The 21,655-nt window shown below is 63.4% G+C and carries 20 protein-coding genes; 4 read left to right on the top strand and 16 right to left on the bottom strand.

Annotation, left to right across the window (positions count from 1 at the left end):
* Positions 1 to 7 precede the first annotated feature (7 nt).
* From mnhG to ACIQUG_RS28660, 11 genes are all read right to left on the bottom strand, one after another.
* Positions 8 to 379, bottom strand: coding sequence for a monovalent cation/H(+) antiporter subunit G (gene mnhG, locus ACIQUG_RS28710; protein ID WP_043618517.1), 372 nt, complete (start codon positions 377 to 379; stop codon positions 8 to 10).
* On the bottom strand, positions 376 to 657 hold the full coding sequence (locus tag ACIQUG_RS28705; RefSeq protein ID WP_034787089.1) for a K+/H+ antiporter subunit F: 282 nt from the start codon (positions 655 to 657) through the stop codon (positions 376 to 378). The genes mnhG and ACIQUG_RS28705 overlap by 4 nt, the downstream gene beginning before the upstream one ends.
* Complete coding sequence (locus tag ACIQUG_RS28700) at positions 654 to 1,139, bottom strand: Na+/H+ antiporter subunit E (protein WP_192450831.1); 486 nt, start codon at positions 1,137 to 1,139, stop codon at positions 654 to 656. The genes ACIQUG_RS28705 and ACIQUG_RS28700 overlap by 4 nt, the downstream gene beginning before the upstream one ends.
* 3 nt (positions 1,140 to 1,142) lie before the next feature.
* Positions 1,143 to 2,759, bottom strand: coding sequence for a monovalent cation/H+ antiporter subunit D (locus tag ACIQUG_RS28695; protein WP_402325638.1), 1,617 nt, complete (start codon positions 2,757 to 2,759; stop codon positions 1,143 to 1,145).
* Positions 2,752 to 3,099, bottom strand: coding sequence for a Na+/H+ antiporter subunit C (locus tag ACIQUG_RS28690; RefSeq protein ID WP_034787081.1), 348 nt, complete (start codon positions 3,097 to 3,099; stop codon positions 2,752 to 2,754). Before ACIQUG_RS28690 ends, ACIQUG_RS28695 begins: the two co-directional genes overlap by 8 nt.
* Complete coding sequence (locus ACIQUG_RS28685; RefSeq protein WP_402325637.1) at positions 3,099 to 6,044, bottom strand: monovalent cation/H+ antiporter subunit A; 2,946 nt, start codon at positions 6,042 to 6,044, stop codon at positions 3,099 to 3,101. Before ACIQUG_RS28685 ends, ACIQUG_RS28690 begins: the two co-directional genes overlap by 1 nt.
* Before the next feature lie 284 nt (positions 6,045 to 6,328).
* Positions 6,329 to 8,968 (bottom strand): EAL domain-containing protein, encoded by a 2,640-nt coding sequence (locus tag ACIQUG_RS28680; RefSeq protein WP_402325706.1) that lies wholly within the window; start codon positions 8,966 to 8,968, stop codon positions 6,329 to 6,331.
* 132 nt (positions 8,969 to 9,100) lie between these two features.
* Positions 9,101 to 9,286 (bottom strand): DUF3008 family protein, encoded by a 186-nt coding sequence (locus ACIQUG_RS28675; protein ID WP_402325636.1) that lies wholly within the window; start codon positions 9,284 to 9,286, stop codon positions 9,101 to 9,103.
* A gap of 76 nt (positions 9,287 to 9,362) precedes the next feature.
* The gene (locus ACIQUG_RS28670; RefSeq protein ID WP_402325635.1) at positions 9,363 to 10,982 is read right to left on the bottom strand and encodes a cisplatin damage response ATP-dependent DNA ligase; all 1,620 of its coding nucleotides are present in this window, start codon (positions 10,980 to 10,982) and stop codon (positions 9,363 to 9,365) included.
* A gap of 3 nt (positions 10,983 to 10,985) precedes the next feature.
* Positions 10,986 to 11,996, bottom strand: a complete 1,011-nt coding sequence (locus ACIQUG_RS28665) for a ligase-associated DNA damage response exonuclease (RefSeq protein WP_402325634.1) — start codon at positions 11,994 to 11,996, stop codon at positions 10,986 to 10,988.
* Between the two features lie 88 nt (positions 11,997 to 12,084).
* Positions 12,085 to 13,038, bottom strand: coding sequence for a nucleoside hydrolase (locus tag ACIQUG_RS28660; protein ID WP_402325633.1), 954 nt, complete (start codon positions 13,036 to 13,038; stop codon positions 12,085 to 12,087).
* A gap of 205 nt (positions 13,039 to 13,243) precedes the next feature.
* Between ACIQUG_RS28660 and ACIQUG_RS28655 the strand changes: the two genes are divergently transcribed.
* Both ACIQUG_RS28655 and ACIQUG_RS28650 read left to right on the top strand, forming a co-directional pair.
* The gene (locus tag ACIQUG_RS28655) at positions 13,244 to 13,567 is read left to right on the top strand and encodes a hypothetical protein (protein WP_402325632.1); all 324 of its coding nucleotides are present in this window, start codon (positions 13,244 to 13,246) and stop codon (positions 13,565 to 13,567) included.
* A 198-nt stretch (positions 13,568 to 13,765) separates the two neighbouring features.
* Positions 13,766 to 14,425 carry a hypothetical protein gene (locus ACIQUG_RS28650; protein WP_402325631.1) on the top strand — a complete coding sequence of 220 codons (660 nt, stop codon included), beginning with the start codon at positions 13,766 to 13,768 and terminating at the stop codon, positions 14,423 to 14,425.
* A gap of 94 nt (positions 14,426 to 14,519) precedes the next feature.
* Here ACIQUG_RS28650 and lysS read toward each other — a convergent pair whose 3' ends face one another.
* Together lysS and gltX are read right to left on the bottom strand one after the other, a co-directional pair.
* Positions 14,520 to 16,016: a lysine--tRNA ligase gene (lysS, locus tag ACIQUG_RS28645; RefSeq protein ID WP_113187302.1), complete on the bottom strand. Its 1,497-nt coding sequence runs from the start codon at positions 16,014 to 16,016 to the stop codon at positions 14,520 to 14,522.
* 10 nt (positions 16,017 to 16,026) lie between these two features.
* Positions 16,027 to 17,484 (bottom strand): glutamate--tRNA ligase, encoded by a 1,458-nt coding sequence (gltX, locus tag ACIQUG_RS28640; RefSeq protein ID WP_402325630.1) that lies wholly within the window; start codon positions 17,482 to 17,484, stop codon positions 16,027 to 16,029.
* Between the two features lie 257 nt (positions 17,485 to 17,741).
* On the opposite strand from gltX, the gene ACIQUG_RS28635 reads away from it, so the two are divergent.
* Together ACIQUG_RS28635 and ACIQUG_RS28630 are read left to right on the top strand one after the other, a co-directional pair.
* Entirely contained in the window at positions 17,742 to 18,089 is a 348-nt protein-coding gene (locus ACIQUG_RS28635) for a helix-turn-helix transcriptional regulator (RefSeq protein ID WP_043618487.1), read from the top strand.
* 225 nt (positions 18,090 to 18,314) lie between these two features.
* Entirely contained in the window at positions 18,315 to 18,695 is a 381-nt protein-coding gene (locus ACIQUG_RS28630) for a VOC family protein (RefSeq protein ID WP_402325629.1), read from the top strand.
* Between the two features lie 236 nt (positions 18,696 to 18,931).
* Here ACIQUG_RS28630 and ACIQUG_RS28625 read toward each other — a convergent pair whose 3' ends face one another.
* The 3 genes from ACIQUG_RS28625 to ACIQUG_RS28615 all read right to left on the bottom strand — a co-directional run bounded on the left by ACIQUG_RS28625 (position 18,932) and on the right by ACIQUG_RS28615 (position 21,504).
* Positions 18,932 to 19,684 carry a TerC family protein gene (locus ACIQUG_RS28625; RefSeq protein WP_402325627.1) on the bottom strand — a complete coding sequence of 251 codons (753 nt, stop codon included), beginning with the start codon at positions 19,682 to 19,684 and terminating at the stop codon, positions 18,932 to 18,934.
* 171 nt (positions 19,685 to 19,855) lie between these two features.
* Positions 19,856 to 20,695 (bottom strand): GyrI-like domain-containing protein, encoded by an 840-nt coding sequence (locus ACIQUG_RS28620; protein ID WP_402325705.1) that lies wholly within the window; start codon positions 20,693 to 20,695, stop codon positions 19,856 to 19,858.
* Between the two features lie 101 nt (positions 20,696 to 20,796).
* The gene (locus ACIQUG_RS28615; protein ID WP_402325625.1) at positions 20,797 to 21,504 is read right to left on the bottom strand and encodes a TetR/AcrR family transcriptional regulator; all 708 of its coding nucleotides are present in this window, start codon (positions 21,502 to 21,504) and stop codon (positions 20,797 to 20,799) included.
* Positions 21,505 to 21,655: the final 151 nt, after the last annotated feature.

The raw sequence follows: 21,655 nt of genomic DNA, 5'->3' as shown, positions 1-21,655 counted from the left end.
TTGAAATCTATTCCGCCGGTTCTTCGCGGGGCGGTCGCTGCTTGAGCGGGACGCCGCGCTTTTCCTCGACGCGGTCGCGGTAGAGCGCCGCCTGGCCGAGCAGCATCAGCGTCACCGGCGTGGTGACGACGACGAAGACGATGATCAGGATCTCGTGGAACACCCAGCGGCTCTGCAGCACGGCAAAGCAGATGATCGAGGCGGTGCAGATCATCAACACGCCGCCGCTGGTCGCGAGCGTCGGCGCGTGCAGGCGCTCGTAGAAGCTTGTAAACCGGAGCAGGCCGACGGAGCCGATTAGCGCCACCGCGGCGCCGAGAACAGTCAGTCCGCAGACGAGCACGGCTGCCCAGACGGGAAGATCGGTGAGGTGGCTCATTCGATGATCTCCCCGCGCATCAGGAACTTGCCGAAGGCGATCGACGAGACGAAGCCGATCAAAGCCACGATCAGTGCGGACTCGAAATAGAGCGAGTTGGCCGTACGGATGCCGAAGGTCAAAAGCATCAGCATGGCGTTGATGTAGAGCGTGTCGAGGCCGAGGATGCGGTCCTGGGCGCGCGGCCCCCGCACCATGCGATAGAAGGCAAAGGCCATCGCCAGGCCGAGCATGATCTGGGCAATCAGGATCGACCAGATGATTGAAAGTTCCATCATCCGAATATCTCCTTCAAGGCGGTCTCGTAGCGCTTGACCGTATCGAGCCAGATGTCCTCGTTCTCCATGTCGAGCACGTGGAAGAGCAGCGACTTGCGGCCGCGATCGTATTCGAGCCAGGCCGTTCCCGGCGTCGCGGTCATGACACAGGCAAGCAGTGCCAGGGCGTTTTCGTCTTCCAGATCGAGATCGATGGTCAGGAAGCCCGAGTTCGGTGGGCGGCGCTGGCCACGCAGGATGACGGCGATGACCGCGATGTTCGAGCGGATCACGTCGAGGGCGACGGCAAAGCCGAAGCGCACGATCAACAGGATCCGGCGCGGGTGCGATCGCATGAGGCCGAGCTTCAGCGTCACCCAACCGAGACCGGTTGCCAGTATCGTCCCCATGAGGAAGGTGCCAGGCGCGACCGACTGATTGAGCAGGAGCCAGATGACGAGCAGCCCGACGGAGAGAAGCGGATAGGGGAGCCAGGTGCGCATCGCCTACTGCCCTCCCGCCCGGGGCGCCGTGAGCACCCGTTCCGTGTAACCCGTGGGATCGAACAGCGAATCCGCCGTTGCCTGCATGTAGCGCATGGCCGGCCCGGCCTGAACGCTCAAGAAGATGCAGGCCGCGAGCAGCACGACGACGGGGGTGATCTCGATGACGACGACGCGTGGCACGGTGTTTTCGATCGAGGCCCAGAAGGTACGGATGCCGACGCGGTTCATCGCGATCATTGCGGCGAGACCGGAAAGGATCAGCAGCGTGACATAGGTCCAGTCGGCGGCGGAGATCGCCGGCGCGGCTTCCGCTCCCGACAGGCCGAAGAGACCGCCGAGGATGGCGAACTTGGCGACGAAGCCGGAGAGCGGCGGCAGGCCCGCAAGCAGGAGGGCGCAAAGGCAGAAGCAAAGGCCGAGGATCGCCATCGTGCCCGGGATCGCGGCGCCGACTTCTTCTTCCTCTTCGTCCTCGTCGGCGTCGCCATAGGCTTCCATCGTCACCGCCAGAACGTCGGCGCCGGCGTCACGGCCGCGCTCGACCAGTTCGATCAGCAGGAAGAAGGCGGCGATCGTCAGCGTCGAGCTGACGAGATAGAAGAGCGCACCGGCGATCATGCTCGGATGGCCGAGGCCGATGGCGGCGAGCAGCGTGCCGGAGGAGACCAGCACCGAATAGGCGGCGAGGCGCCCCATGGCTTGCGATGCGAGCACGCCGATGGCGCCGAAGGCGATCGTCAGCAACCCGCCCGCAAGCAGGACCGGCTGGCCGAAGCCGGCAGACGCGCCGGCGCCCGCACCGAAAACCAGCAGGGAAAGCCTGAGAATGACATAGATGCCGACCTTGGTGAGGATCGCAAAGACGGCGGCGACCGGAGGCGTCGCGGCCGAATAGGCCGTCGGCAGCCAGAAGCTCAAGGGCCACATGCCGGCCTTCACCAGGAAGGCGACGCCGAGAACGCCGGCGCCGACCTCGACCATCTGGCGATCGCCCGGCGAGAGCGTTGCCAGCTTCATCGAGAGATCGGCCATGTTGAGCGTGCCGGTCGCGCCGTAGATCAGGCTGACGCCGATCAGGAAGAGCGAGGACGCGGCGAGGTTGATCGCGACATAGTGCAGGCCGGCCTTGACGCGCAGCGGCCCGGAGCCGTGCAGCAGCAACCCGTAGGAGGCCGCCAGCATGATCTCGAAGAAGACGAAGAGGTTGAAGAGGTCGCCGGTCAGGAACGAGCCGTTGAGGCCGGCGATCAGCAACTGGAACAGCGAATGGAAGTGATGGCCGGCGGTGTGCCACCGAGCGATCGAATAGGCCTGGGCGGCCAGCGCCAGTCCGCTCGTCAGGCACAGCATGAGTGCCGACAGACGGTCGAGAACGAGCACGATGCCGAAGGGGGCGGGCCAGTTGCCGAGCTGATAGACGCCATTGCCCGCGGGCGCTCCGTCCATCGAGGCGATCCGCATCAGCACGATCGAGAGGATGAAGAGCGCGAGCGTCGAGACGAAGCTCATCACGCCCTTGAGCGAGCGGTTGCGCTCGTCGATCGGGATCATTGCGGCGCCGACCATCAGCGGCAGCAGGATCGGCAGGATCAGCAGGTGGTGCATCCAGTTAGTCATGGCGCTGCTCCCTGCCGTCGACGTGGTCGGTGCCGGTGAAGCCGCGCGAGGCGAGCAGCACGACGAGGAAGAGCGCGGTCATGGCAAAGCCGATGACGATGGCCGTCAGGACGAGCGCCTGCGGTACCGGATCGGTGAAACGGCTGAGATCGCCGACACCACCGGGTTCCAGCACCGGCGGCGCGTTCACCCGAAGGCGCCCCATGCCGAAGATGAAGAGGTTGACGGCGTAGGAGAGCAGCGAGAGGCCGATGATCACCTGATAGGTGCGCGGACGTAAAAGCAGGTAGACGCCGGATGCCGTCAGCACGCCGATTGCGGCAGATAGAATGATCTCCATCAGCGGGCCTCCTTTCGCATGGCGCGCGCATGGGCACGCGGCGCGCGGATCGATTGGTGGGCAAGCGCGATCAGGATCAGCACGGTTGCGCCGAGCACCAGCGAGAACACGCCGAGATCGAAGAACAGGGCGCTCGCCAGCGGGAACTTGCCGATGATCGGCAGCGTCACGTATTGCGCATGGGACGTCAGGAACGGATAGCCGAAGAACCAGGAACCTATACCGGTTGCGGCCGCCACCAGAAGGCCGATGCTCATCCAGCGCAGCGGATGGATGCGCAACCGTTCCTCGACCCAGCGGGTTCCGCCGGACATGTATTGCAGGATGAAGCCGATCGACATGGCGATGCCGGCAGCAAAGCCGCCGCCCGGCAGGTCATGGCCGCGCAGGAAGAGGTAGGCTGCGAGCATGCCGATGACCGGGAACATCCAGCGCATGATCACCGACGGCACGAACAGGTATTCGGCGACGCTGTCACCCTTGTTGCGGTCTGGATGATCGTCGTCGAAGGCGTTCTGGACGCGCTGCTGTTCCGGTGCCTCCAGGCTGTCGGCCTGCGGGCGGAAGCGCAGCAGCAGGGCGAAGACGGTGAGCGCGACGATCGCCAACACCGCGATCTCGCCGAGCGTGTCGAAGCCGCGGAAGTCGACGAGGATGACGTTGACGACATTGGTGCCGCCGCCTTCCTTGTAGGCGCGCTCGAGGAAGTAGCTTGCGATCGTGTCGGGCATGGGCCGGGTCATCATCGTATAGGCGATCAGCGCCACACCGCCGCCGGCGACGACCGCCAGCAGGAAGTCACGCAGGCGCCGGAAGCGGACCTTCAGCGACAACAGTTCGGTTTCCTCGGTGTCCTCGATGCGCTTCGGCAGCCACCGCAAGCCGAGCAGGATCAGCACCGTGGTGACGATCTCGACGAGAAGCTGGGTTACCGCCAGATCCGGCGCGGAAAGCCAGACGAAGGTCAGGCAGGTGGTGAGCCCGGCGCCGCCGAGCAGCACGAGCGCTGCCAGCCGGTGGAACTTTGCCAGGATCGCAGCACCGATGGCGCAGGCGATGCCGATCGCCCAGAGCAGGGCGAAGGCCGGATCGATGCTGCGCACGAGAAGCGGCGGCAGCTCGAAATGATTGAGAAGCAGTGGCAGCGCGCCGGCGGCGATCGCGATGAAGACGAGGAAGCGCATCTGCGGCTGCAGCCGCCGCGTGCCGAGGCGTTGCTCGAGAAAGCGCGCCCATTTCCAGGAGAGCGTTACCAGCACGCGCTCGAAGATGCGCTGGCCATGCAGCAGGCGGAAGACCGGCGGCCCTTCGACGCTGGTGGCGAGATAGTTGCGCATCAGGAAATAGAGGCCAATGCCGCCGAGAAGCGCCACGAAGCTCATGATCAGCGGCAGGTTCCAGCCGTGCCAGACCGACAGGCTGTAATACGGCGTGTTGGCGCCGAGAATGGAGACGACCGCCGTATGCAGGAACGGGCCGATGGTGATCGCCGGGATGATGCCGACGACGAGACAGGCAAGCACCAGGAACTCGATCGGCACGCGCATCCAGCGCGGCGGCTCGTGCGGCACCTTCGGCAGGTCCTCCGGCGTCTTGCCGAAGAAGACGCTGTGGATGAAGCGCAGCGAATAGGTGACCGCGAACATGCCGGCGAGCGTCGCGACATAGGGCGTCATCGTGTCGAGAATGTTGGCCTGGTGCGTTTCGATCGCTTCGGCGAAGAACATTTCCTTGGAGATGAAGCCGTTCAAGAGCGGCACGCCGGCCATGGCCGCGCTCGCGACCATGGCGAGCACCGCCGTTCCAGGCATGTACCTGATCAGCCCTCCGAGCTTGCGCATGTCGCGCGTTCCGGTCTCGTGGTCGATGATGCCGGCCGCCATGAACAGCGACGCCTTGAAGGTCGCATGGTTGACGATGTGGAACACCGCGGCGACGGCGGCAAGTGGGCTGCCGAGGCTGAGCAGGACAGTGATCAGGCCGAGATGGCTGATGGTGGAATAGGCGAGCAGACCTTTGAGGTCCTGCTGGAAGATGGCGAAATAGGCGCCGAGCAGCAGCGTCGAAAGACCGGCGAGGCCGACGATCCAGAACCAGGCCTCGGTGCCGGCCATCACAGGCCAGAGGCGCGCCAGCAGGAAGACGCCGGCCTTCACCATGGTTGCCGAGTGCAGGTAGGCCGAGACCGGCGTCGGCGCCGACATGGCGTGCGGCAGCCAGAAATGGAACGGGAATTGCGCGCTCTTCGTCAGCGCGCCGAGCAGCACCAGGATCAAGACCGGCATGTAGAGCGGCGAGTTGCGGATGAGGTCGCCGGAGGCGAGCACGACGTCGAGATCGTAGCTGCCGACGATGCGGCCCATCAGAAGCAGGCCGACGAGCATGCAGAGGCCGCCGGTGCCGGTCACCGTCAGCGCCATGCGGGCGCCGTCACGGGCGTGCGCATTGTGGTGCCAGTAGCCGATCAATAGGAAGGAGACGATGCTCGTCAGTTCCCAGAAGACGGCGAGCACGATGAGATTGCCTGAAAGCACGACGCCGAGCATCGAGCCCATGAAGGCGAGGAACAGCGACAGGAAGCGTGGCACCGGATCTTCCGCCGCCATGTAGTAGCGGGCGTAAAGCACCACGAGCACGCCGATCGCGGTCACCAGAACCGTGAAGAGCCAGGCGAAGCCGTCCATCCGGAGCGTGAAGTTGAGGCCGAGTTCCGGAAGCCAGGCGATGTCGTAGCGCAGGACACCGCCGGAGGTGACGAAGGGATAGAGACCGGCGGCGACGAGGAAACACAGGAGCGCGATCGCTCCTGCAAACCAGGCCGTCGCACCGCGCTGATCGGGCGGAAAGAAGATTGCAAGGAGGCTTCCCGCAAATGGGGCGAGAATGAAGACAGAAAGCAATTTTCCCGCGTATTCGATCGTACCGTTCCCTTCGTTCGGGTTCATGGAGAGCGGGCACCCGAGCGCCGTGCTTTCCGAAAGAATGCACAGGAAACGCACCAGGATTTTGATTCTAGAGCATCTTTTCCGCTTTCAGTGGTTCCACTTGAAGCGGGACACTCTAGAGGCCCGAAAGGGCGGTCGCATCAGCGACTGCCGCAGGTGATGCCGCCATTCCCATGAAGCGGAGGCAGGCAATTGTTTTTATGGCGATTCGCGGCAGGGCTGCCAAGCCTCAAGCCTGCGAAAAATGCACGCACCCGCGTTTTTAACAGGCGCCGAAGCCTATCTCAGGCTGCCAGCCACCGGCGCTCGAAGGCGAAGGTCGCAAGGTCGTTGGCGCTCATGGGCCGCGCAAAGGCATAACCCTGCAGCCCGTGGCAGCCGAGTTCCTTCAGGATGGCAGCGTGTTCGAGGGTCTCGACGCCTTCGGCAATCACCTCGATGCCGAGCGAGGTGCCGATATCGATGATGGACTCGACCAGGCGCTTTTCGGCCGGCGACTTCAGGATCGGCAGGACGAGCTGGCGGTCGATCTTCAAGCGCCGCGGCGTCAGCTTCAAGAGGCTGACGATGGATGCATAGCCGGTGCCGAAATCGTCGATCTCGATGTCGATGCCGAGTTCCTTGATCCGACGGATGTTCGACAGAACCGTCATGTCGCTCTCGTCGAAGGAGATCGATTCCAACAGTTCGAACGACAGGCGGCCTGCCGGGATCTGCAGCTGCTCCAGGCGCTCGATCAGATTTTCGTCGTGAAGCCGCGCATAGGACAGATTGACCGAGACCTTGGGGATATGAATGCCGCTCGCTTCCCAGCGGTAGATCTGGAACAGCGCCTGCTCCAGGATCGCCTGGTCGATCGAGGCCACGACGTTGATGTCTTCGGCCGTCTTCAGGAACGTGTGCGGACCAAGTAGGCCCTTGGTCGGATGATCCCAGCGCGCCAGCGCCTCGACACCGATGATGTCCAGCGAGCGCGGACAGAACTGCGGCTGGAAATGCGCGATGAACTCGTTGTGCTCGAGCCCGCGCAGGATCTCGTCGGCGGTCTGTTTGGTCTTGAAGACGGCCGTCTTCAGTTCGCCGGTGAAGATCTCGTGTCGGTTGCGGCCGCGGCGCTTGGCCTCATAGAGCGCGATGTCGGCATTGACGAGCACGTGCGACAGCTCTTCGTTCACCTGGCTCTGGGCGGCGATGCCAATGCTGACGCCGATGCGACACTCCTGGTCCTTGTAGCGGACGGGCACGCTCATCGCCTCGATGATGCGCGACGCCAGCCGGGCGTCCGGCTCCATGCCGCCATCCTGGCGGACGAGGACGAATTCGTCGCCGCCGATGCGGGCGACGAAGTCCTTTTCGTCGGCATTGCCACGCAGCAGTTCGGCGGCATGCCTGAGGATCTCGTCGCCGGCCGCGTGGCCGAGCGTATCGTTGATCTGCTTGAACCGGTCGAGATCCATGTGGAAGATGCTGAGCTTCGCCTCGCGCGCGAAATGCCGGTCGCGCTCAGCCAGGACCTGGTCGAGGAAGCGGCGGTTCGGCAGGCCGGTCAGCGGATCGTGCAGCGCGTTGAACTCCATGCGATGGCGCGCCGCTTCGAGCTCGACGCTGTGCGCCTCGGCCGTGCGCTTGGCTTCGAAAAGCGTTTCGCGGGTCTCGAAATCGGCGGTCACGTCCCAGTTGACCCCGACGATCTTCCGGTGGCCGTCGGCGCCGATGTAGAAGGAACCGTTGGCCCGGATGTGGCGCGTGCCGCCGTCGGGCAGGCGGACGCGGAAATCGGAATTGTAGGCGAGCCCGGATTCCAGCGCCTCGGCAAATTCCCGTTCGGCGCGGTCGAGATCGTCCGGGTGCAGCGTGTCCTTCCAGTCGTCATAGGCCTGGCGCAACGATGCCGTGCGTCCATAGAGCTCCTTGGTCCGATCGTCCCAGAGCAGCTTCCGGCTGGCGACGTCGAGTTCCCAGATGCCGATCTGGGAGGAGTCGAGCGCGATCTTCAGCCGATGGGAGAGCTCCTGGAGCTGCGCCTTGCTGTGCCTGAGGGCACGAATGTTGCCTTGCCGCTCGGTCAGGAGGCGCCCGGTCAACACCATCGGCAGGATGATCATCAGGCCGCCGATGACGATGAGGCCGCGAATGAGCCAGGCATCTCCAGCCGTCGTCGGCCAGCCGCCCTTCGGAACGGCGGCGATATGCCAGGAGCCACCGGGCAGAAGCACGGTCATTTCGACCGGTGCATCGCGGAAAATGTTCGCGTCGCCGTAAAAGACCGGACCCTGCGCGCCCGTGCCGTCGCGACCGGCAATGGCGACGTCGATGCCGAGTTCATCGGAAGAAAGGCCGCTGTCGCGATAGAGCCGGTCCACGTCGATGATGGCCGAGACGATGCCCCAGAAGCGGTTGCTGCCGCCGCCCGCATCGATCGACACGGGGAAGCGGCCGATCAGGCCCTTGCCGCCCTGGACGAGATCGACAGGCCCGGCAAGCACCATCTGGCCGGTGTCCTTTACGCGCATGACGGCGGCGCGCTGCGCCTCGTTCTTGCGATAGTCGAGGCCGAGTGCGCGGCGATTTTGTTCGAGCGGATAGACGAGTGAGACGATCAGATTGGGCGCAGCGGCGATGCTGCGCAATTGCGAGCGCTCGGTGAAGACACTGCGCGCCAGAGCGGCGAAACGCTGCTGGTCCATCGCCGGCTCGGTGACCAGGGTGCCGATCAGCCCGCGGACAAGCTGGATGTTGCCATTGACGTTGGCCTCGAGCTTGGAGCGGATGGGGTTGAGTTCCTCGGCGACGCGTGCGCGCTGGCGTGCCTCGTCGACCACCTGGTTCTGGTTGTCCGCAAGGATGCCGGCGACCAGAACCACGAAGGCGGCGATGATCGCCGGAAGATAGCTCGGCGTCAAAACCCTGGAGAGCCTCTTCATTCCGAGGTTGAAAGCATGTCTGGCAGGCACGAAACACCCCGGCGGCACGCGAATGGCTATGTCTTGAGCCGGATAATCCCAAAAGGGTCTTAATAAACCTTGTTTTAGGTGCCGCTTTTATTCCTTCGCGTCTCAGTCACCTTTGCGCTCGGGCAGCTTCTTGTGCTTGGTTTCTGCGAGGTCTTCGAGTTCACCTTCGCTCATGGATTTTTCCATTTCGCGCGACGCGCCCTTGAGGCTGGATTTCTTGACGTCGCCGCGCTTGGCGGCAAGGGCAGCGCCGGCTGCACGCTGCTGGGCTTTCGATTTGGCTGGCATGGCACATTGCCTTTCGGTTGGGCCTTTCGGTTGGTTGCCCTGGCCAACGCAAGGCAGCGGCGGATGTTCCGCGAAGCTAGGTATTCTCCCGCGCTTCGATCATCGCCTGCAGCGTCTCCAGCCGGTCGGCGTCGCGCGGCAGCTTGTCCTGTCTCAGGCGCGCGATGCGCGGGAAGCGCATGGCGACGCCCGACTTGTGTCGGCTCGAGCGGTTGATGCCCTCGAAGGCGACCTCGACGACGAAACCGAAATCGGGTTCCGCCCTCACGGCCCGCACCGGGCCGAAGCGTTCGGTCGTGTTGTCCCGGACGAAGCGGTCGAGGATTTCGAGTTCCGCATCGGTGAAGCCGAAATAGGCCTTGCCGACGGGCACCAGCGTTTCCTTGCCCTCGATGTCGGTCCAGACGCCGAAGGTGTAGTCGGAGTAATAGCTCGAACGCTTGCCGTGGCCGCGCTGGGCATACATCAGCACCGCGTCGATATTGAAGGGCGCGCGCTTCCACTTGAACCACGGGCCTTTGGCGCGGCCCGGCGTATAGGGCGAATCCAGCCGCTTCAGCATGATGCCTTCGATGACGGGATCCGGCGGATCGGCGCGCAGCCGGTCGAGTTCTTCCCAGGACGAGAAGGGTACTAGCGGCGAGAGGTCGAAATGCTGCGGCGAGGCGCACTCGATGAGGCCGGCGAGCATTGCTCTCCTTGCGGCGAAGTCCAGCGGGCGAACGTCCTCTTCGCCTGAGAAGAGAATGTCATAGGCGCGAACGAAAGCGGGATAGGTTTCGATGAGCTTGTGGCTGACCGTCTTGCGGTTCAGCCGTTGCTGCAGGTCGGCGAAGGTGCGCGTTGCACGATTGGTGCGCGCGGTGCCGCCGACCAGCAGTTCGCCGTCGATGACGCCGGTAAAGTCGGCGGCTTCCAGCACATCGGGAAAGGCGCCGGAAATCTCGTCGCCGCTGCGGGAATAGAGCCGGCGCACACCGCCGATGTTGGCAAGCTGAACGCGGATGCCGTCCCACTTCCATTCGGCGGCAAAATCCTTGGGGTCGAGCGCGTCGAGGTCGCCGTCGCCGACGGGGTTGGCGAGCATGACCGAATGGAAGACGGCCGGCGTCGAAAGAGCGGGCTTCTCCGCCTCTCCCGAAAGCCAGCGGAAGAGCGGCAGGTAGGGCGGCGACAGGCCGTGCCAGAGGGTCTCGATCTCGGCGACGTCCTGGCCGCCCATGTCGGCGAGCGCCTGCTTGGCGAGCTTGGCCGACACACCGATGCGAAGGCCGCCCGTCACCAGCTTGAGGAAGGCAAAGCGCGCCGAGGTGTCCAATCGGTCGAGCATGTCGCGAACGACGCCGCGCACATCGGCGCGTCCGGTCCTTTGCAGGCGCTCGATGGCCTCGCCAAGCGGAATGTCCGCCTCCACGGTGCCGGCAGGCGGCTCCCAGACGAGCGAAACCGTTTCGGCAAGGTCGCCGACATAATCGTAGGAATACTGGAAAAGCACCGCGTCCATGCGTTCGAGCAGGAGGTCGCGGATCATTGCCGGTTTGACGGTGTTGAGCGACAGCGTGCCGGCGATCGCGGCAAGCGCATAGCCGCGATCCGGGTCCGGCGCGGTGCGGAAGTAATCGACAAGCAGGCGGATCTTGGCGTTGCGCTGCGGGCTGAGGACGAGACGGTCGAGCAGTTCGGCGAAGGCGCGCATCCGTCACTCTCCCTCGTCGTCGTAGCCGACGAGATGCAGCGGACGGGCGGCGATGCCCTTGAGTTCGCACCAGCGCACCAGTGCCTCCTCCCGCCCGTGCGTGACCCAGACTTCGGCCGGTGCGATCTCGGTAATCGTCGCTGTCAGTTCGGCCCAATCGCAATGGTCGGAGATGATCAGGGGCAGCTCGACGCCGCGCTGTTTCGCCCTTTGCCGGATCAACATCCAGCCGGAAGCGAAGCTGGCAATCGGGTCGGAGAAGCGCCGCGACCAGCGATCGGCGAAGGCGGCGGGCGGGCCGATTACGATCGTGCCCCTGAAATCCTGCTTGTCGTCGGCTGCAAGCGTTGCCGGGCGCAGGTCGCCAAGGTCGATGCCCTGGCTCTGATAGTAGTCGCAAAGCCGTTGTAGGGCGCCATGGATGAAGATCGGCTGGTGATACCCCTCTTCGCGCAGCAGCGCGATCACCCGCTGCGCCTTGCCGAGCGCATAGGCGCCGACCACATGGGTGCGCTCGGAGAATTGCGCGAGCGACGTCAGCAATTTGCGCGTTTCCGCGCGGTCGTCCGGGTGGTGGAAGACCGGCAGGCCGAAGGTCGCTTCGGTGATGAAGACATCGCAGGCGACCGGCTCGAAGCCGGCACAGGTTGGGTCCCGCCGTCGCTTGTAATCGCCAGACACGACGATGCGCATACCGTTTGTGCGAACGGAGATCTGCGCCGAGCCGAGCACGTGGCCGGCCGGATGGAAGCCCACTTCGACGCCGTTGACGACAAGGGGTTCACCGAGGCCGATCGGCTGGCTCGTACCGCAGAAGTCGTCGCCGTAGCGGATGCGCATGATGTCCAGGGTCTCGCGGGTGGCGAGCACCTGGCCATGGCCGGCGCGGGCATGGTCGGAATGACCATGGGTGATCAGTGCCCTTTCGACCGGTTGAACCGGGTCGATGTAGAAGTCACCGATCGGGCAATAGAGGCCTTTGGGGGCGGGGTAGAGCAGGGCGTCCGGTTTCATGGACTGAAAGATAGCCGGCGAATGCACATTCGCCAGCCGTGTTGTTCAAGTTTTTCGAGGCGCAACATTTGCTGCGCCTCGTTCAGCTTCAACCCGGCAGAACCAGAGTGTCGATGATCAGCTTCAGCGTGCGGGCGGCATCGATGTCGATGCAGGCCTTCTGGCTCGGCAGATCGTCCCAGGGGCTCGGCGGGAACAGCCTGGTGTCGGGGCTCTGGATCGTCTGGCCATCGGCAATGCCCCCGCAGACGACGCGGATCGCGCCGCTTCTGACGGTGAACAGGTCAGGCGCCACGACATAGGCGCAGGCGCAGCTATCGTGCACGACCATGCCATCGGGCACGTGCTGCTCGTAGAAGGTGACGTAGAACTTCGAGATGTCGGCGAGCAGCTTGCCGGCGTCGCCGCCGCGTTCTGCGACATCGGCGATCATCGCCTTGGTCATCACGGTCTGGGTGGTGACGTCGAGACCGACGACGGTAACCGGCCAGGGCGCGGTCATGACAACGTCGGCGGCTTCCGGGTCGCCGTGGATGTTGGCTTCGGCAGCCGGCGTGATGTTGCCGTTGACGTCGAAGGCGCCGCCCATGATGACGACTTCGCGCACGAGCGCCGCGAACTCGGGATCCTCGCGCAGCGCCAGCGCCAGGTTGGTCATGCGGCCAACGGCGATCAGCGTCACTTCGCCGGGATGGGCGCGAACGGTGTCGATGATGAAGCGGTGCGCCGGGCGCGGGTCGACCGGCAGGTCGATCGTCTCGGGCACGTCGATATTGCCGAGGCCGTCGTCACCGTGGATGAAGGTCGGCCAGCCGACATGCGGGCGGTCGGGATTGAAGGTCTTGTCGAGGCCCTTGGCCACGGGCGCGCCGATGCCCCACTCACGCTTCAGGAACAGCGCGTTGCGCGTCGTGGTTTCGACCGAGGCATTGCCGAAAACGGTGGTGATGCCGATCAGGTCGATGGCCGGGTGACGGTGCAGGAAGAGCAGCGCCATTGCATCGTCGATGCCCGGATCCGTATCAAAGATAACTTTATGCATTCTCGTTCTTCTTTTCTTGTTCTTGTGTTTGACGGCTCGCAATGGAGGCAAGATGGCCACGAATGTCAATCACCCTCCCGGAGGCTTTGGCGGGCGACCAGCCGCGCCCTGGCCGGTTTCCATGGGAACATCGCCAACCGGGTGAGCATGGCAAGCTCCGCGTGTGGATGGGAACGGCTCATCCAGTCAACCGGGAGGTAATGTCATGCATAGGCTGGTTCTTGTTTCCATGATCGTCGTCACCGCAGCAACGTCGTTTGCCGCTCCCGCCTTTGCTCAAAGCGCCGGCGGCAAAAGCCGTGGCGGCGGTGGTGGCGGCAACGGTTCTTCCGACAGCAGCGACTGGTATGCCGGCATCGGTTCCTTCACCCATTCCAACGACAGCTACAACCGGCGGCGCCCCAAGGTCATCCTGACGAAGTCGGGTGCCTATTGCGTCGAAAACCGCCGATGGGTCGACGCCTCGGGCAAGGTTCATTTTTCGCCTTACCGAGAGTGCCGCGACCGCATCGATATCGCCGTGGACTGATCGACGTAGAGCTTTGAGAGGGAGGCGGGCGCGCAATCGCCTGCCTCCCTTTTTGTTGATCTCCTGCCGCCGGTCTCCTGCGGGTTGCCGTCAGATCGCTACCGCAATTTAAACTTTCCGAAAGGTCGCGCGCCTAATGTTGTGCTGCCCGTTCCGGGCTTTTTGCAATTTCTGGATATGACGGCGGAGTCCACCCTCGTGAAGGCTATCCTCGGCAAGATCAGGCCATCAAAGAGACTGCTCGTCATTCTCACGGCGGCCTTCGGCGTTTCCGCCGCTTCGGGCGGCGCTGCCGTCTATGTCAGCCGCGACGCGCTGATGGCGGAACTTTCCAAACCGAAGGTGTCGGGCCTCGAATGCACGACCATTCGCACGCTGAAGCTCAGCCACAACGGCCAACGCTGGATCCGGATGCACGTCAAGACCGACCGCGCCGACGGCCAGGCGCGCATGCGCACGGCGTTGCGCGTCGTCGGCGCCCTGGCGAAGGCTGAGCGGGCAGATCTCTATCAGGTCGTCGTGCTCGATTCCGCCGGTCCTGAAAACCGGGCCGATGTGCGCGGCGCCGCGATCGGCGCGGAGGTACTCTTCGCCCCCGGTCCGCAGAGCGTTCCGGGCATGAGCGAGACGTTTCGAGCATTCTACAATGACGGCACGGCCAATTCTGTCGGCGTCTTCCATGGCAAGACCGTCGACCTTTCGATGGATGACATCCGCACGATGATGGCAGCCATGGACGACCATTCGCCATGCATCGATCCTTCGGCCGCACCGGCCGATGGCGCGACCGCCGAAGGCGGCGCCGGCGAACACGAGGCCAAGCCGGCCGAGACCGCCGAGGCGCCCGCGGGCCACTAGGCCCGGGTCACGTTCGGCTATCCGATCTTCTGAAACTGAAAAAGGCCCGGCGCGTGAGCGGCGGGCCTTCGTGTTCGTGGCGATGCGACCTTGATCAGTCAGCCTTCTGCCGGCGGGCCGGGAAGAGGATGACGTCGCGGATCGACGGTGCGTTGGTCAAAAGCATGATCAGGCGGTCGACGCCGATGCCGAGGCCGCCGGCTGGCGGCATGCCCTGGTCGATCGCGTCAAGGAACTCGTCGTCGAGCTGCTTGGCCTTTTCGCCGCGCGCATGCGCCTGCTCCAGCTGCTCGACCATGCGGGCGCGCTGCTCTTCCGGATCGTTCAGTTCGGAGAAGGCGTTGCCCAGTTCCCAGGCGTTGCAATAGGTCTCGAAACGCTCGACGAGGCGCGGCTCGCCCGGCACTTCCTTGGCGAAGGGCGAGATGTCCTTCGGGAAATGCGTGACGTGGGCGGGCTGGATCAGCGTGCCTTCGACCTTCTCTTCGAAGATGAAGGCGAGGCATTCGCCCCAGGTCCAGTCCTTCTCGACCTCGAAGCCGGCAGCCTTGGCGGCAGCGCGGGCTTCCTCGTCGGTCTTCATCGCCAGGAAGTCGATACCGGTCGCTTCCTTGACGGCGTCGGGCATCGGCACGCGACGGAACGGACCCTTGAAGGAGATTTCCTTGTCGCCATAGGCAAACTCGGTCGAGCCGTGGATCGCCATCGCAAGCTCACCGAACAGCCGCTCGACGAGGTCCATGATGTCCTCGTAGTCGGCATAGGCCCAGTAGCACTCCATCATGGTGAATTCCGGATTGTGCCGGGTGGAGACGCCTTCGTTGCGGAAGTTGCGGTTGATCTCGAAGACCTTGTCGGTCAGACCCGAAACCAGCGTGCGCTTCAGGTACAGTTCCGGCGCGATGCGCAGGAACATGTCGAGCTTCAGCGTGTTGTGATGCGTCTTGAACGGCTCGGCGGTGGCGCCGCCGTAGACCGAGTGCAGCATCGGCGTCTCGACTTCCATGAAGCCGTCGTTTTCCATGAAGCGACGGATGCCCGAGACGATCTTGCTGCGCTGCTGGAAGCGCAGCTTCGATTCCTCGTTGGTCATGATGTCGAGGTGGCGCTTGCGGTAGCGGATCTCGATGTCGGAGAGGCCGTGCCACTTCTCGGGCATCGGCAGCAGCGACTTCGTCAGCATGGTGATCGCCTGCGCGTTGATCGTCAGCTCGCCACGCTTGGTGCGGCGCACGACGCCGGTCACGCCGATGATGTCGCCGATGTCGATCATCGGCAGCAGTCCGCGGGCTTCCTCGCTCGTCACGTCCTTGTGGCTGAAGATCTGGATCTTGCCCGACGCGTCATGGATGTCCATGAACATGCCGGAGTTGCGCGAGGAGTAGACGCGGCCGGCGACGGTCACGACATCCTGCGTCTCGGTATCCGGCTCCAGGCTCTCGTACTTGGCGGTCAGCTCGGCATTGCTCATCGTCCGGTGGAAATGCGCCGGATAGACGTCGCCGATCTGCTCGCGCAAGAGCTTCAGCTTCTGTGCGCGCACTTCCGTGGCGTCGGAGGAGAGGCCAGTGGTCTCGGTCTTGTCGTTCATCGTGCTCTCCTTACTTTCCGCTGCCGACCATGGAGGCGACCACCTGGGACGCGACCTTGAGGCGTTGGCGGACCACGGCGCGGCCGAGGATTTCCATGCTGTCGAACAGCGGCAGCGAGCGCTGCGAGCCGGACACGGACACGAAGAGCGGCGCCAGGATCACCTTCAGCTTCTTGCCCATGCGCTCGGCGATCGCACGCAGTTCGGCCTCGATCGATTCCTTGTTCCATTCGAGGATCTTTTCAAGGTCCGGCTGAACGGTGTTGAGGATCTCGAGCAGCTCTTCCGGCGTCGACTTGACGCCGGCGAAGGCTTCGGGCTTGAGGCCAAGGTCCGACTTCAGAAGGAAGCCTGCGAGATCGGGCAGTTCGCCGAGCTTGGAAATGCGCGACTGGCTGAGCTTCAGGCCCTGTTTCAGGCGGTCGTTTTCCATGGCCCAGGCAAGGACGCGGGCGGCGAATTCTTCTTCCGAAAGCTTCTCGCGGATCCAGCGGGCGTTCAGCCAGTCGAGCTTCTGGATGTCGAAGATCGCGCCGGCCTTGGAGAGGTTCTCCGAGTCGAACTTTGCAGCCAGTTCCTCGATCGTCAGCAGCTCCTCGCCTTCGGCGATCTGGATGAAGAACAGGCCGAGGAAGTTCATCAGCGCTTCCGGCAGGTAGCCAAGAGCGGAGTAATAGGAGATCGACGTCGGGTTCTTGCGCTTCGACAGCTTCGACTTGTCGGCATTGCGCATCAGCGACAGGTGCATGAAGACCGGCGGTTCGAGGCCGAGATAGCGGTAGATCAGGATGTGCTTCGGCACGGAGGCCAGCCACTCCTCGCCACGGGCGACGTGGGTGATCTTCATCAGGTGGTCGTCGACGACGTTGGCCATGTGGTAGGTCGGCATGCCGTCGGCCTTGAGCAGGACCTGCATGTCGACGGCATCCCACGGAATTTCCACGTCGCCATAGACGCCGTCGGTAAACTTGCACGAGCCCTCGGTCGGGATCTTCATGCGCACGACATGAGGCTCGCCGGCGGCAACGCGCGACGTCACTTCCTCGGCGGACAGGTGAAGACACAGGCCGTCATACTTCGACGGCTTGCCGGCGGCGCGCTGGCTCTCTCGCATCTGCTCGAGCCGCTCGGGCGTGCAGAAGCAACGGAAGCCGTGACCGTTCTCGACGATCTTTTCGACGTAGGGGCGGTACATGTCCTTGCGGTCGCTCTGGCGGTAGGGACCATAGGGACCGCCGACATCGGGACCTTCCGACCATTCGAGCCCGCACCATTTCAGCGCGTCCAGCACCTTCTGTTCGAACTCCGGCGTCGAGCGGGTGGCATCGGTGTCTTCGATGCGCAGGATGAATTCGCCGCCGTGCTTCTTTGCGAAGAGGTAGTTGAACAGAGCGATGTAGGCGGTGCCGACATGCGGCTCGCCGGTGGGGGAGGGTGCGATGCGTACCCGGACTGCTGAATTTGCCATGGTCTTTGCCCGTCTGACGTGCTTTTCGCCCCTTGCCGGAGAAGAAACCGGCCGCCGGGGGCGCGCATTTTATGGGAAGGAAAGGCCCGCAAGGGTGCCGCAACAACGGTATCGGCAGGCTATTCCAATAGGCTCGCGTGAGACCATAGAACGCCGATCATGTCAACGGAAACCCGATCACGCCGGTTTTTGTTGACACTGCCGCCTGCGGGCGTTAATGAACCAAAAGGTTATTTAACTGAAAGGTTTTTTAGAAAATGCCGGAAGATCGCTTGTCGACGACGCTCTCAGCCCTGGCCGATCCAACGCGAAGGGCCATTCTCGCCCGCCTCGCACTTGGCGAGGCCTCGGTCGGCGAGCTGGCGGAGCCCTTCGAAATGAGCCTGCCGGCAGTCTCCAAGCATCTCAAGGTTCTCGAGCGCGCCGGGCTGATCAGCCGCGGCCGCGAAGCGCAGTGGCGACCATGCAAGCTTGAAGCCGCTCCGCTGAAGGACGTCAACAGCTGGCTCGACGGCTACCGCCGCTTCTGGGAGCAGAAGTTCGACCGTCTCGACGCCTACCTGCAGGAACTCCAGCATATCGACCCCGGCGCCGGCAAGAACTGATCGCCGCCCAGTCTTCCGTCCCTGGCCATTCTGCGCTAAGCAGGGGGCGTCGAAAAAGGCAGGACCGGATAAGGTAAGCCCGGTCCCTTCGGTTTTCTAAACGAAGCTCTGCTCGAACGTCCCGTTCGAACCCACGACGTGGTTCCGATGCAATCGCATCGGTCCGCGGCGGGGTGTATGCAATCGACGCAGTCCGCCGCGTTTCTCGAACACGGAGACTGTAACATGCGACTGAACCATATCGACCTCCATAGCCCTGTCGTTGCCGAAACGGCGTCCTTCCTCATCGATCATTTCGGCCTGACGCTGGTCGAAAAACGCGGCAAGGATGCCTTCTATCGCCTGACGGACGGTTCCGGCCTGGTGCTTGTCGTCAGCCCGCCCATCACCGCGCTCGGCGGCGGCGACCAGGCCAGCCTCGGGGCCCAGACCTACCACATCGGCTTTCTGCTGCCGGTGCGGGCCGAGGTCGACGACGTCTATCAGCGGGTGCGCGAAGCCGGTGTCCAAGTGATCCCGCCTGCCGACCGGCACGGCGCCTACGTCTTCTACGCAACGATCCCTGGCAACATCCTGGTCGAGGTCGGCCATCGTCTGGATGTTTGACGGGTTGAAACCGGATCGGAACGTTTCCTGAAGAGATGCGTTGTCCAACCAGAAGGCGTGGAGACCGGCCCGGCAGGCTCGACGGCAAGGGGAAACGACCCCGTTTGTCTTGCCGCCTATGGCTCGCGGTTGACGGCCGGTTTCGGGCTCCGCGTCTTCCAGAACTCCCGCAAGCAGAAGGCCCGCATCTTGGATGCGGGCCTTTCTCATGACGGGATTGTTTTTCAGCCGGCTCGTCAGTCGAGCTTTCCGGCCTTCCTCAGGCGCGCATTGCGCGCCACCATGTTGAGGATTTCGACCAGCGCCGAGAAGGCCATGGCGGCGTAGATGTAGCCCTTCGGTACATGCAGGCCCATGCCTTCGGCGATCAGCGTCGTGCCGATCATCAGGAGGAAGGCGAGCGCCAGCATGACGATCGTCGGGTTCTTCTCGATGAAGTTGGCAAGCGGGTTGGCGGCAACGAGCATGACCGTAACGGCGGCAACCACGGCGATGACCATGATCGGCAGGTGCGGGGTCATGCCGACAGCGGTGATGATGCTGTCGACGGAGAAGACGAGGTCGAGCAGAAGGATCTGGGCGATCGCGGCGCCGAAGCTGTTGATCGCCGCCGAAGAGGCGATGAAATCCTCGCCATGATCGGCCGGATCGACATTGTGATGGATTTCCTTGGTCGCCTTCCAGACGAGGAACAGGCCGCCGGCGATCAGGATCATGTCCTTCCAGGAGAAGCCGTGGCCGAAGGCCTCGAACACAGGCGTCGTCAGCTTGACGATCCAGGCGACGGTCCCAAGCAGCGCCAGGCGCATGACGAGCGCAAGGCCGATGCCGATGCGGCGGGCCTTTTCCCGGTGTTCGGGCGGAAGCTTGTTGGTGAGGATCGAGATGAAGATCAGGTTGTCGATGCCGAGAACCACCTCCATGACGACGAGGGTGATGAGGGCGACCCAGGCGGCGGGGTCTTGGGCAAGCAACAGGAGGTCCTGCATCGGCGATCTTTCTCTTTCAGCACTTCAAAGTTCCGCAGCGGCCTAGCGCGTCCGATGGACGTGCGGCGCTGCGAGTGGTGGCGCGTCGTCGCGCAAGAATCGCCGAAAGTATTTAAGAAACATTGCGGAAGAGACAAGCGCCGCCGCCTTATTGTGGCGGCGCTTTACCGTTTACGATTTGATCGGAATCCACATTTCGACGACGCCCATGCCCGAATGCGGGTCAAAACGCTCGTCATAGCGTTCGATGAGGTCAGGTGTTTCTCCGTGTTGCAACCCGGATTCCGGCAGCCATGTTCCGAAGACATAGTCGGCGGTTTTGGCGATCGCGGAGATGTGGCCACGATGCAGAAAGACCGCGTAGCGCTGTTTCGGCAACCTCACTGTCGAAAAGCCCTCGGCCAGGTCGTCGGCGTCGCTGATTTCGGCCGCCGCCATGTAGCGGAAGGTGCCGGCCTCGCCGTCGCTGTCACTGCACACACCATAGGCGATGTCGCCCCTCTGCCCGGGTATCGACCCGAAATGGCGGTTGAATCGTTGCCAGAGCGACGGGATGCCCTGGGTGCGGCCGTAGGCGTAGGTTTCCGAAAGGCCCGCCAAAAGCAACGGCGGGCTGTCTTCGAAGCGCGGCGGGTCGATTTTCAAGAGGCGGTTATCGTCCATCCTTAAAGGCTCCATCAGTTCGATGTTTCGAATGTGCCTTTGCTTGCGCACCGTTTCGGGTGTGACGCCGAACTGGTCGCGAAAGGCACGGGTGAAAGCCTCGTGCGAACCGTAGCCCGCATCGAGCGCCACCGAGAGAATGCTGATGGAACCGTCGGAAAGCGCCCGGGCGGCATCGCTCAGCCGCCGGCCGCGGATATAGGCGCTGATCGAGCGGCCTGTGACCAGCCCGAAGACGCGCGACAGGTGGTAGCGCGAGAGCCCTGCGGCTCCGGCGATTTCCTCCAGCGATATGTCTTTTGCGAAATGGCTCTCGATGAACCAGACCGCCCGTCCGATGGCACTCATCCTCACTCCCTTGGCAGCGCCCTTTTGATAGGGTGTTGCCTGAAGGCGCGCTTGATCGCAATTGCTGGATTGTAACGCCGGGCGGTTGCCGCGGTTCGGGCTCAGTCGGTCTTTTTCTTCGGACCGTAGGCGGACATGAATACGCGGACAGCGGCGGTGACCGTCGCCTCGATCTGTTCCTTCGGTGGTGCCGAGCACATGCCGCCGAACAGCCGATGCTTGAAGAGCCCGGCTTGCGCCATTTCGATGAACTGCCGGGCAGCCATCTCGGTATTCTCGATGTCGAGGGTGCCGGCGGCAATCTGGCGGTCGAGATAGGATTTGAGAACGGTGTAGCCGTTTTCCGGTGCTTCGCTGAAGAAGCGTTCGGCCAGATGCGGCATGCGGTCGATCACGCCGATCACCATGCGCATGGAGCGGATCGTCTCTTCCGCCGTCATGCTGGTCGTCAGCGTCACACCGAAATCGTAGAGCGACTCTTCCACGTCGTCGTGATCGTTGAGCGCGTGCTTGGCGGTCTGGACCACCCGGGTCTTGCCCTTGATGATCAGCGCCTTGAAAAGGTCTTCCTTGTTCTCAAAATAGACGTAGAGCGTGCCCTTGGAGACGCCGGCCTCGCGGGTGATGTCGTTCATGCTGGCGGCGTCGAAGCCCTGGCTCAGGAACGCGCGTCGCGCGCCTTCGAGGATCTGCTCACGCTTGGCGGGATCCTCGCCGGCAGCGTGTCGGCCGCCGCCCGAACAGAGATCCTCATCCATGCCGACTGCCGGCTGCATGATGTCCTGGGTTCCGCTCTTTGCCCCGCTCATGATGGTCGCTTGTTTCCGTCCTGCTCATATTAAATTTTAGTCATCGAACCGCGCGGTTCGATTTCCTCTTGATATGCGACCAGAAAGGGCTTATGTCAAGTTCCAATCGAACCGAACGGTTCAGTTCGTTCAGCAATCTTTAACCAGGCCG

The organism is Ensifer sp. NPDC090286 (genome assembly GCF_044769565.1).
Taxonomy (GTDB): domain Bacteria; phylum Pseudomonadota; class Alphaproteobacteria; order Rhizobiales; family Rhizobiaceae; genus Ensifer.
This window is presented reverse-complemented; position numbering and strand designations above follow the sequence as displayed.

What these genes read in the sequence shown, in the direction of transcription:
- mnhG (WP_043618517.1), bottom strand. Translation starts at nt 379, where the DNA reads ATGAGCCACCTCACCGATCTTCCCGTCTGGGCAGCCGTGCTCGTCTGC.
- ACIQUG_RS28705 (WP_034787089.1), bottom strand. Translation starts at nt 657, where the DNA reads ATGATGGAACTTTCAATCATCTGGTCGATCCTGATTGCCCAGATCATG.
- ACIQUG_RS28700 (WP_192450831.1), bottom strand. Translation starts at nt 1,139, where the DNA reads ATGCGCACCTGGCTCCCCTATCCGCTTCTCTCCGTCGGGCTGCTCGTC.
- ACIQUG_RS28695 (WP_402325638.1), bottom strand. Translation starts at nt 2,759, where the DNA reads ATGACTAACTGGATGCACCACCTGCTGATCCTGCCGATCCTGCTGCCG.
- ACIQUG_RS28690 (WP_034787081.1), bottom strand. Translation starts at nt 3,099, where the DNA reads ATGGAGATCATTCTATCTGCCGCAATCGGCGTGCTGACGGCATCCGGC.
- ACIQUG_RS28685 (WP_402325637.1), bottom strand. Translation starts at nt 6,044, where the DNA reads ATGAACCCGAACGAAGGGAACGGTACGATCGAATACGCGGGAAAATTG.
- ACIQUG_RS28680 (WP_402325706.1), bottom strand. Translation starts at nt 8,968, where the DNA reads ATGAAGAGGCTCTCCAGGGTTTTGACGCCGAGCTATCTTCCGGCGATC.
- ACIQUG_RS28675 (WP_402325636.1), bottom strand. Translation starts at nt 9,286, where the DNA reads ATGCCAGCCAAATCGAAAGCCCAGCAGCGTGCAGCCGGCGCTGCCCTT.
- ACIQUG_RS28670 (WP_402325635.1), bottom strand. Translation starts at nt 10,982, where the DNA reads ATGCGCGCCTTCGCCGAACTGCTCGACCGTCTCGTCCTCAGCCCGCAG.
- ACIQUG_RS28665 (WP_402325634.1), bottom strand. Translation starts at nt 11,996, where the DNA reads ATGAAACCGGACGCCCTGCTCTACCCCGCCCCCAAAGGCCTCTATTGC.
- ACIQUG_RS28660 (WP_402325633.1), bottom strand. Translation starts at nt 13,038, where the DNA reads ATGCATAAAGTTATCTTTGATACGGATCCGGGCATCGACGATGCAATG.
- ACIQUG_RS28655 (WP_402325632.1), top strand. Translation starts at nt 13,244, where the DNA reads ATGCATAGGCTGGTTCTTGTTTCCATGATCGTCGTCACCGCAGCAACG.
- lysS (WP_113187302.1), bottom strand. Translation starts at nt 16,016, where the DNA reads ATGAACGACAAGACCGAGACCACTGGCCTCTCCTCCGACGCCACGGAA.
- gltX (WP_402325630.1), bottom strand. Translation starts at nt 17,484, where the DNA reads ATGGCAAATTCAGCAGTCCGGGTACGCATCGCACCCTCCCCCACCGGC.
- ACIQUG_RS28635 (WP_043618487.1), top strand. Translation starts at nt 17,742, where the DNA reads ATGCCGGAAGATCGCTTGTCGACGACGCTCTCAGCCCTGGCCGATCCA.
- ACIQUG_RS28630 (WP_402325629.1), top strand. Translation starts at nt 18,315, where the DNA reads ATGCGACTGAACCATATCGACCTCCATAGCCCTGTCGTTGCCGAAACG.
- ACIQUG_RS28625 (WP_402325627.1), bottom strand. Translation starts at nt 19,684, where the DNA reads ATGCAGGACCTCCTGTTGCTTGCCCAAGACCCCGCCGCCTGGGTCGCC.
- ACIQUG_RS28620 (WP_402325705.1), bottom strand. Translation starts at nt 20,695, where the DNA reads ATGAGTGCCATCGGACGGGCGGTCTGGTTCATCGAGAGCCATTTCGCA.
- ACIQUG_RS28615 (WP_402325625.1), bottom strand. Translation starts at nt 21,504, where the DNA reads ATGAGCGGGGCAAAGAGCGGAACCCAGGACATCATGCAGCCGGCAGTC.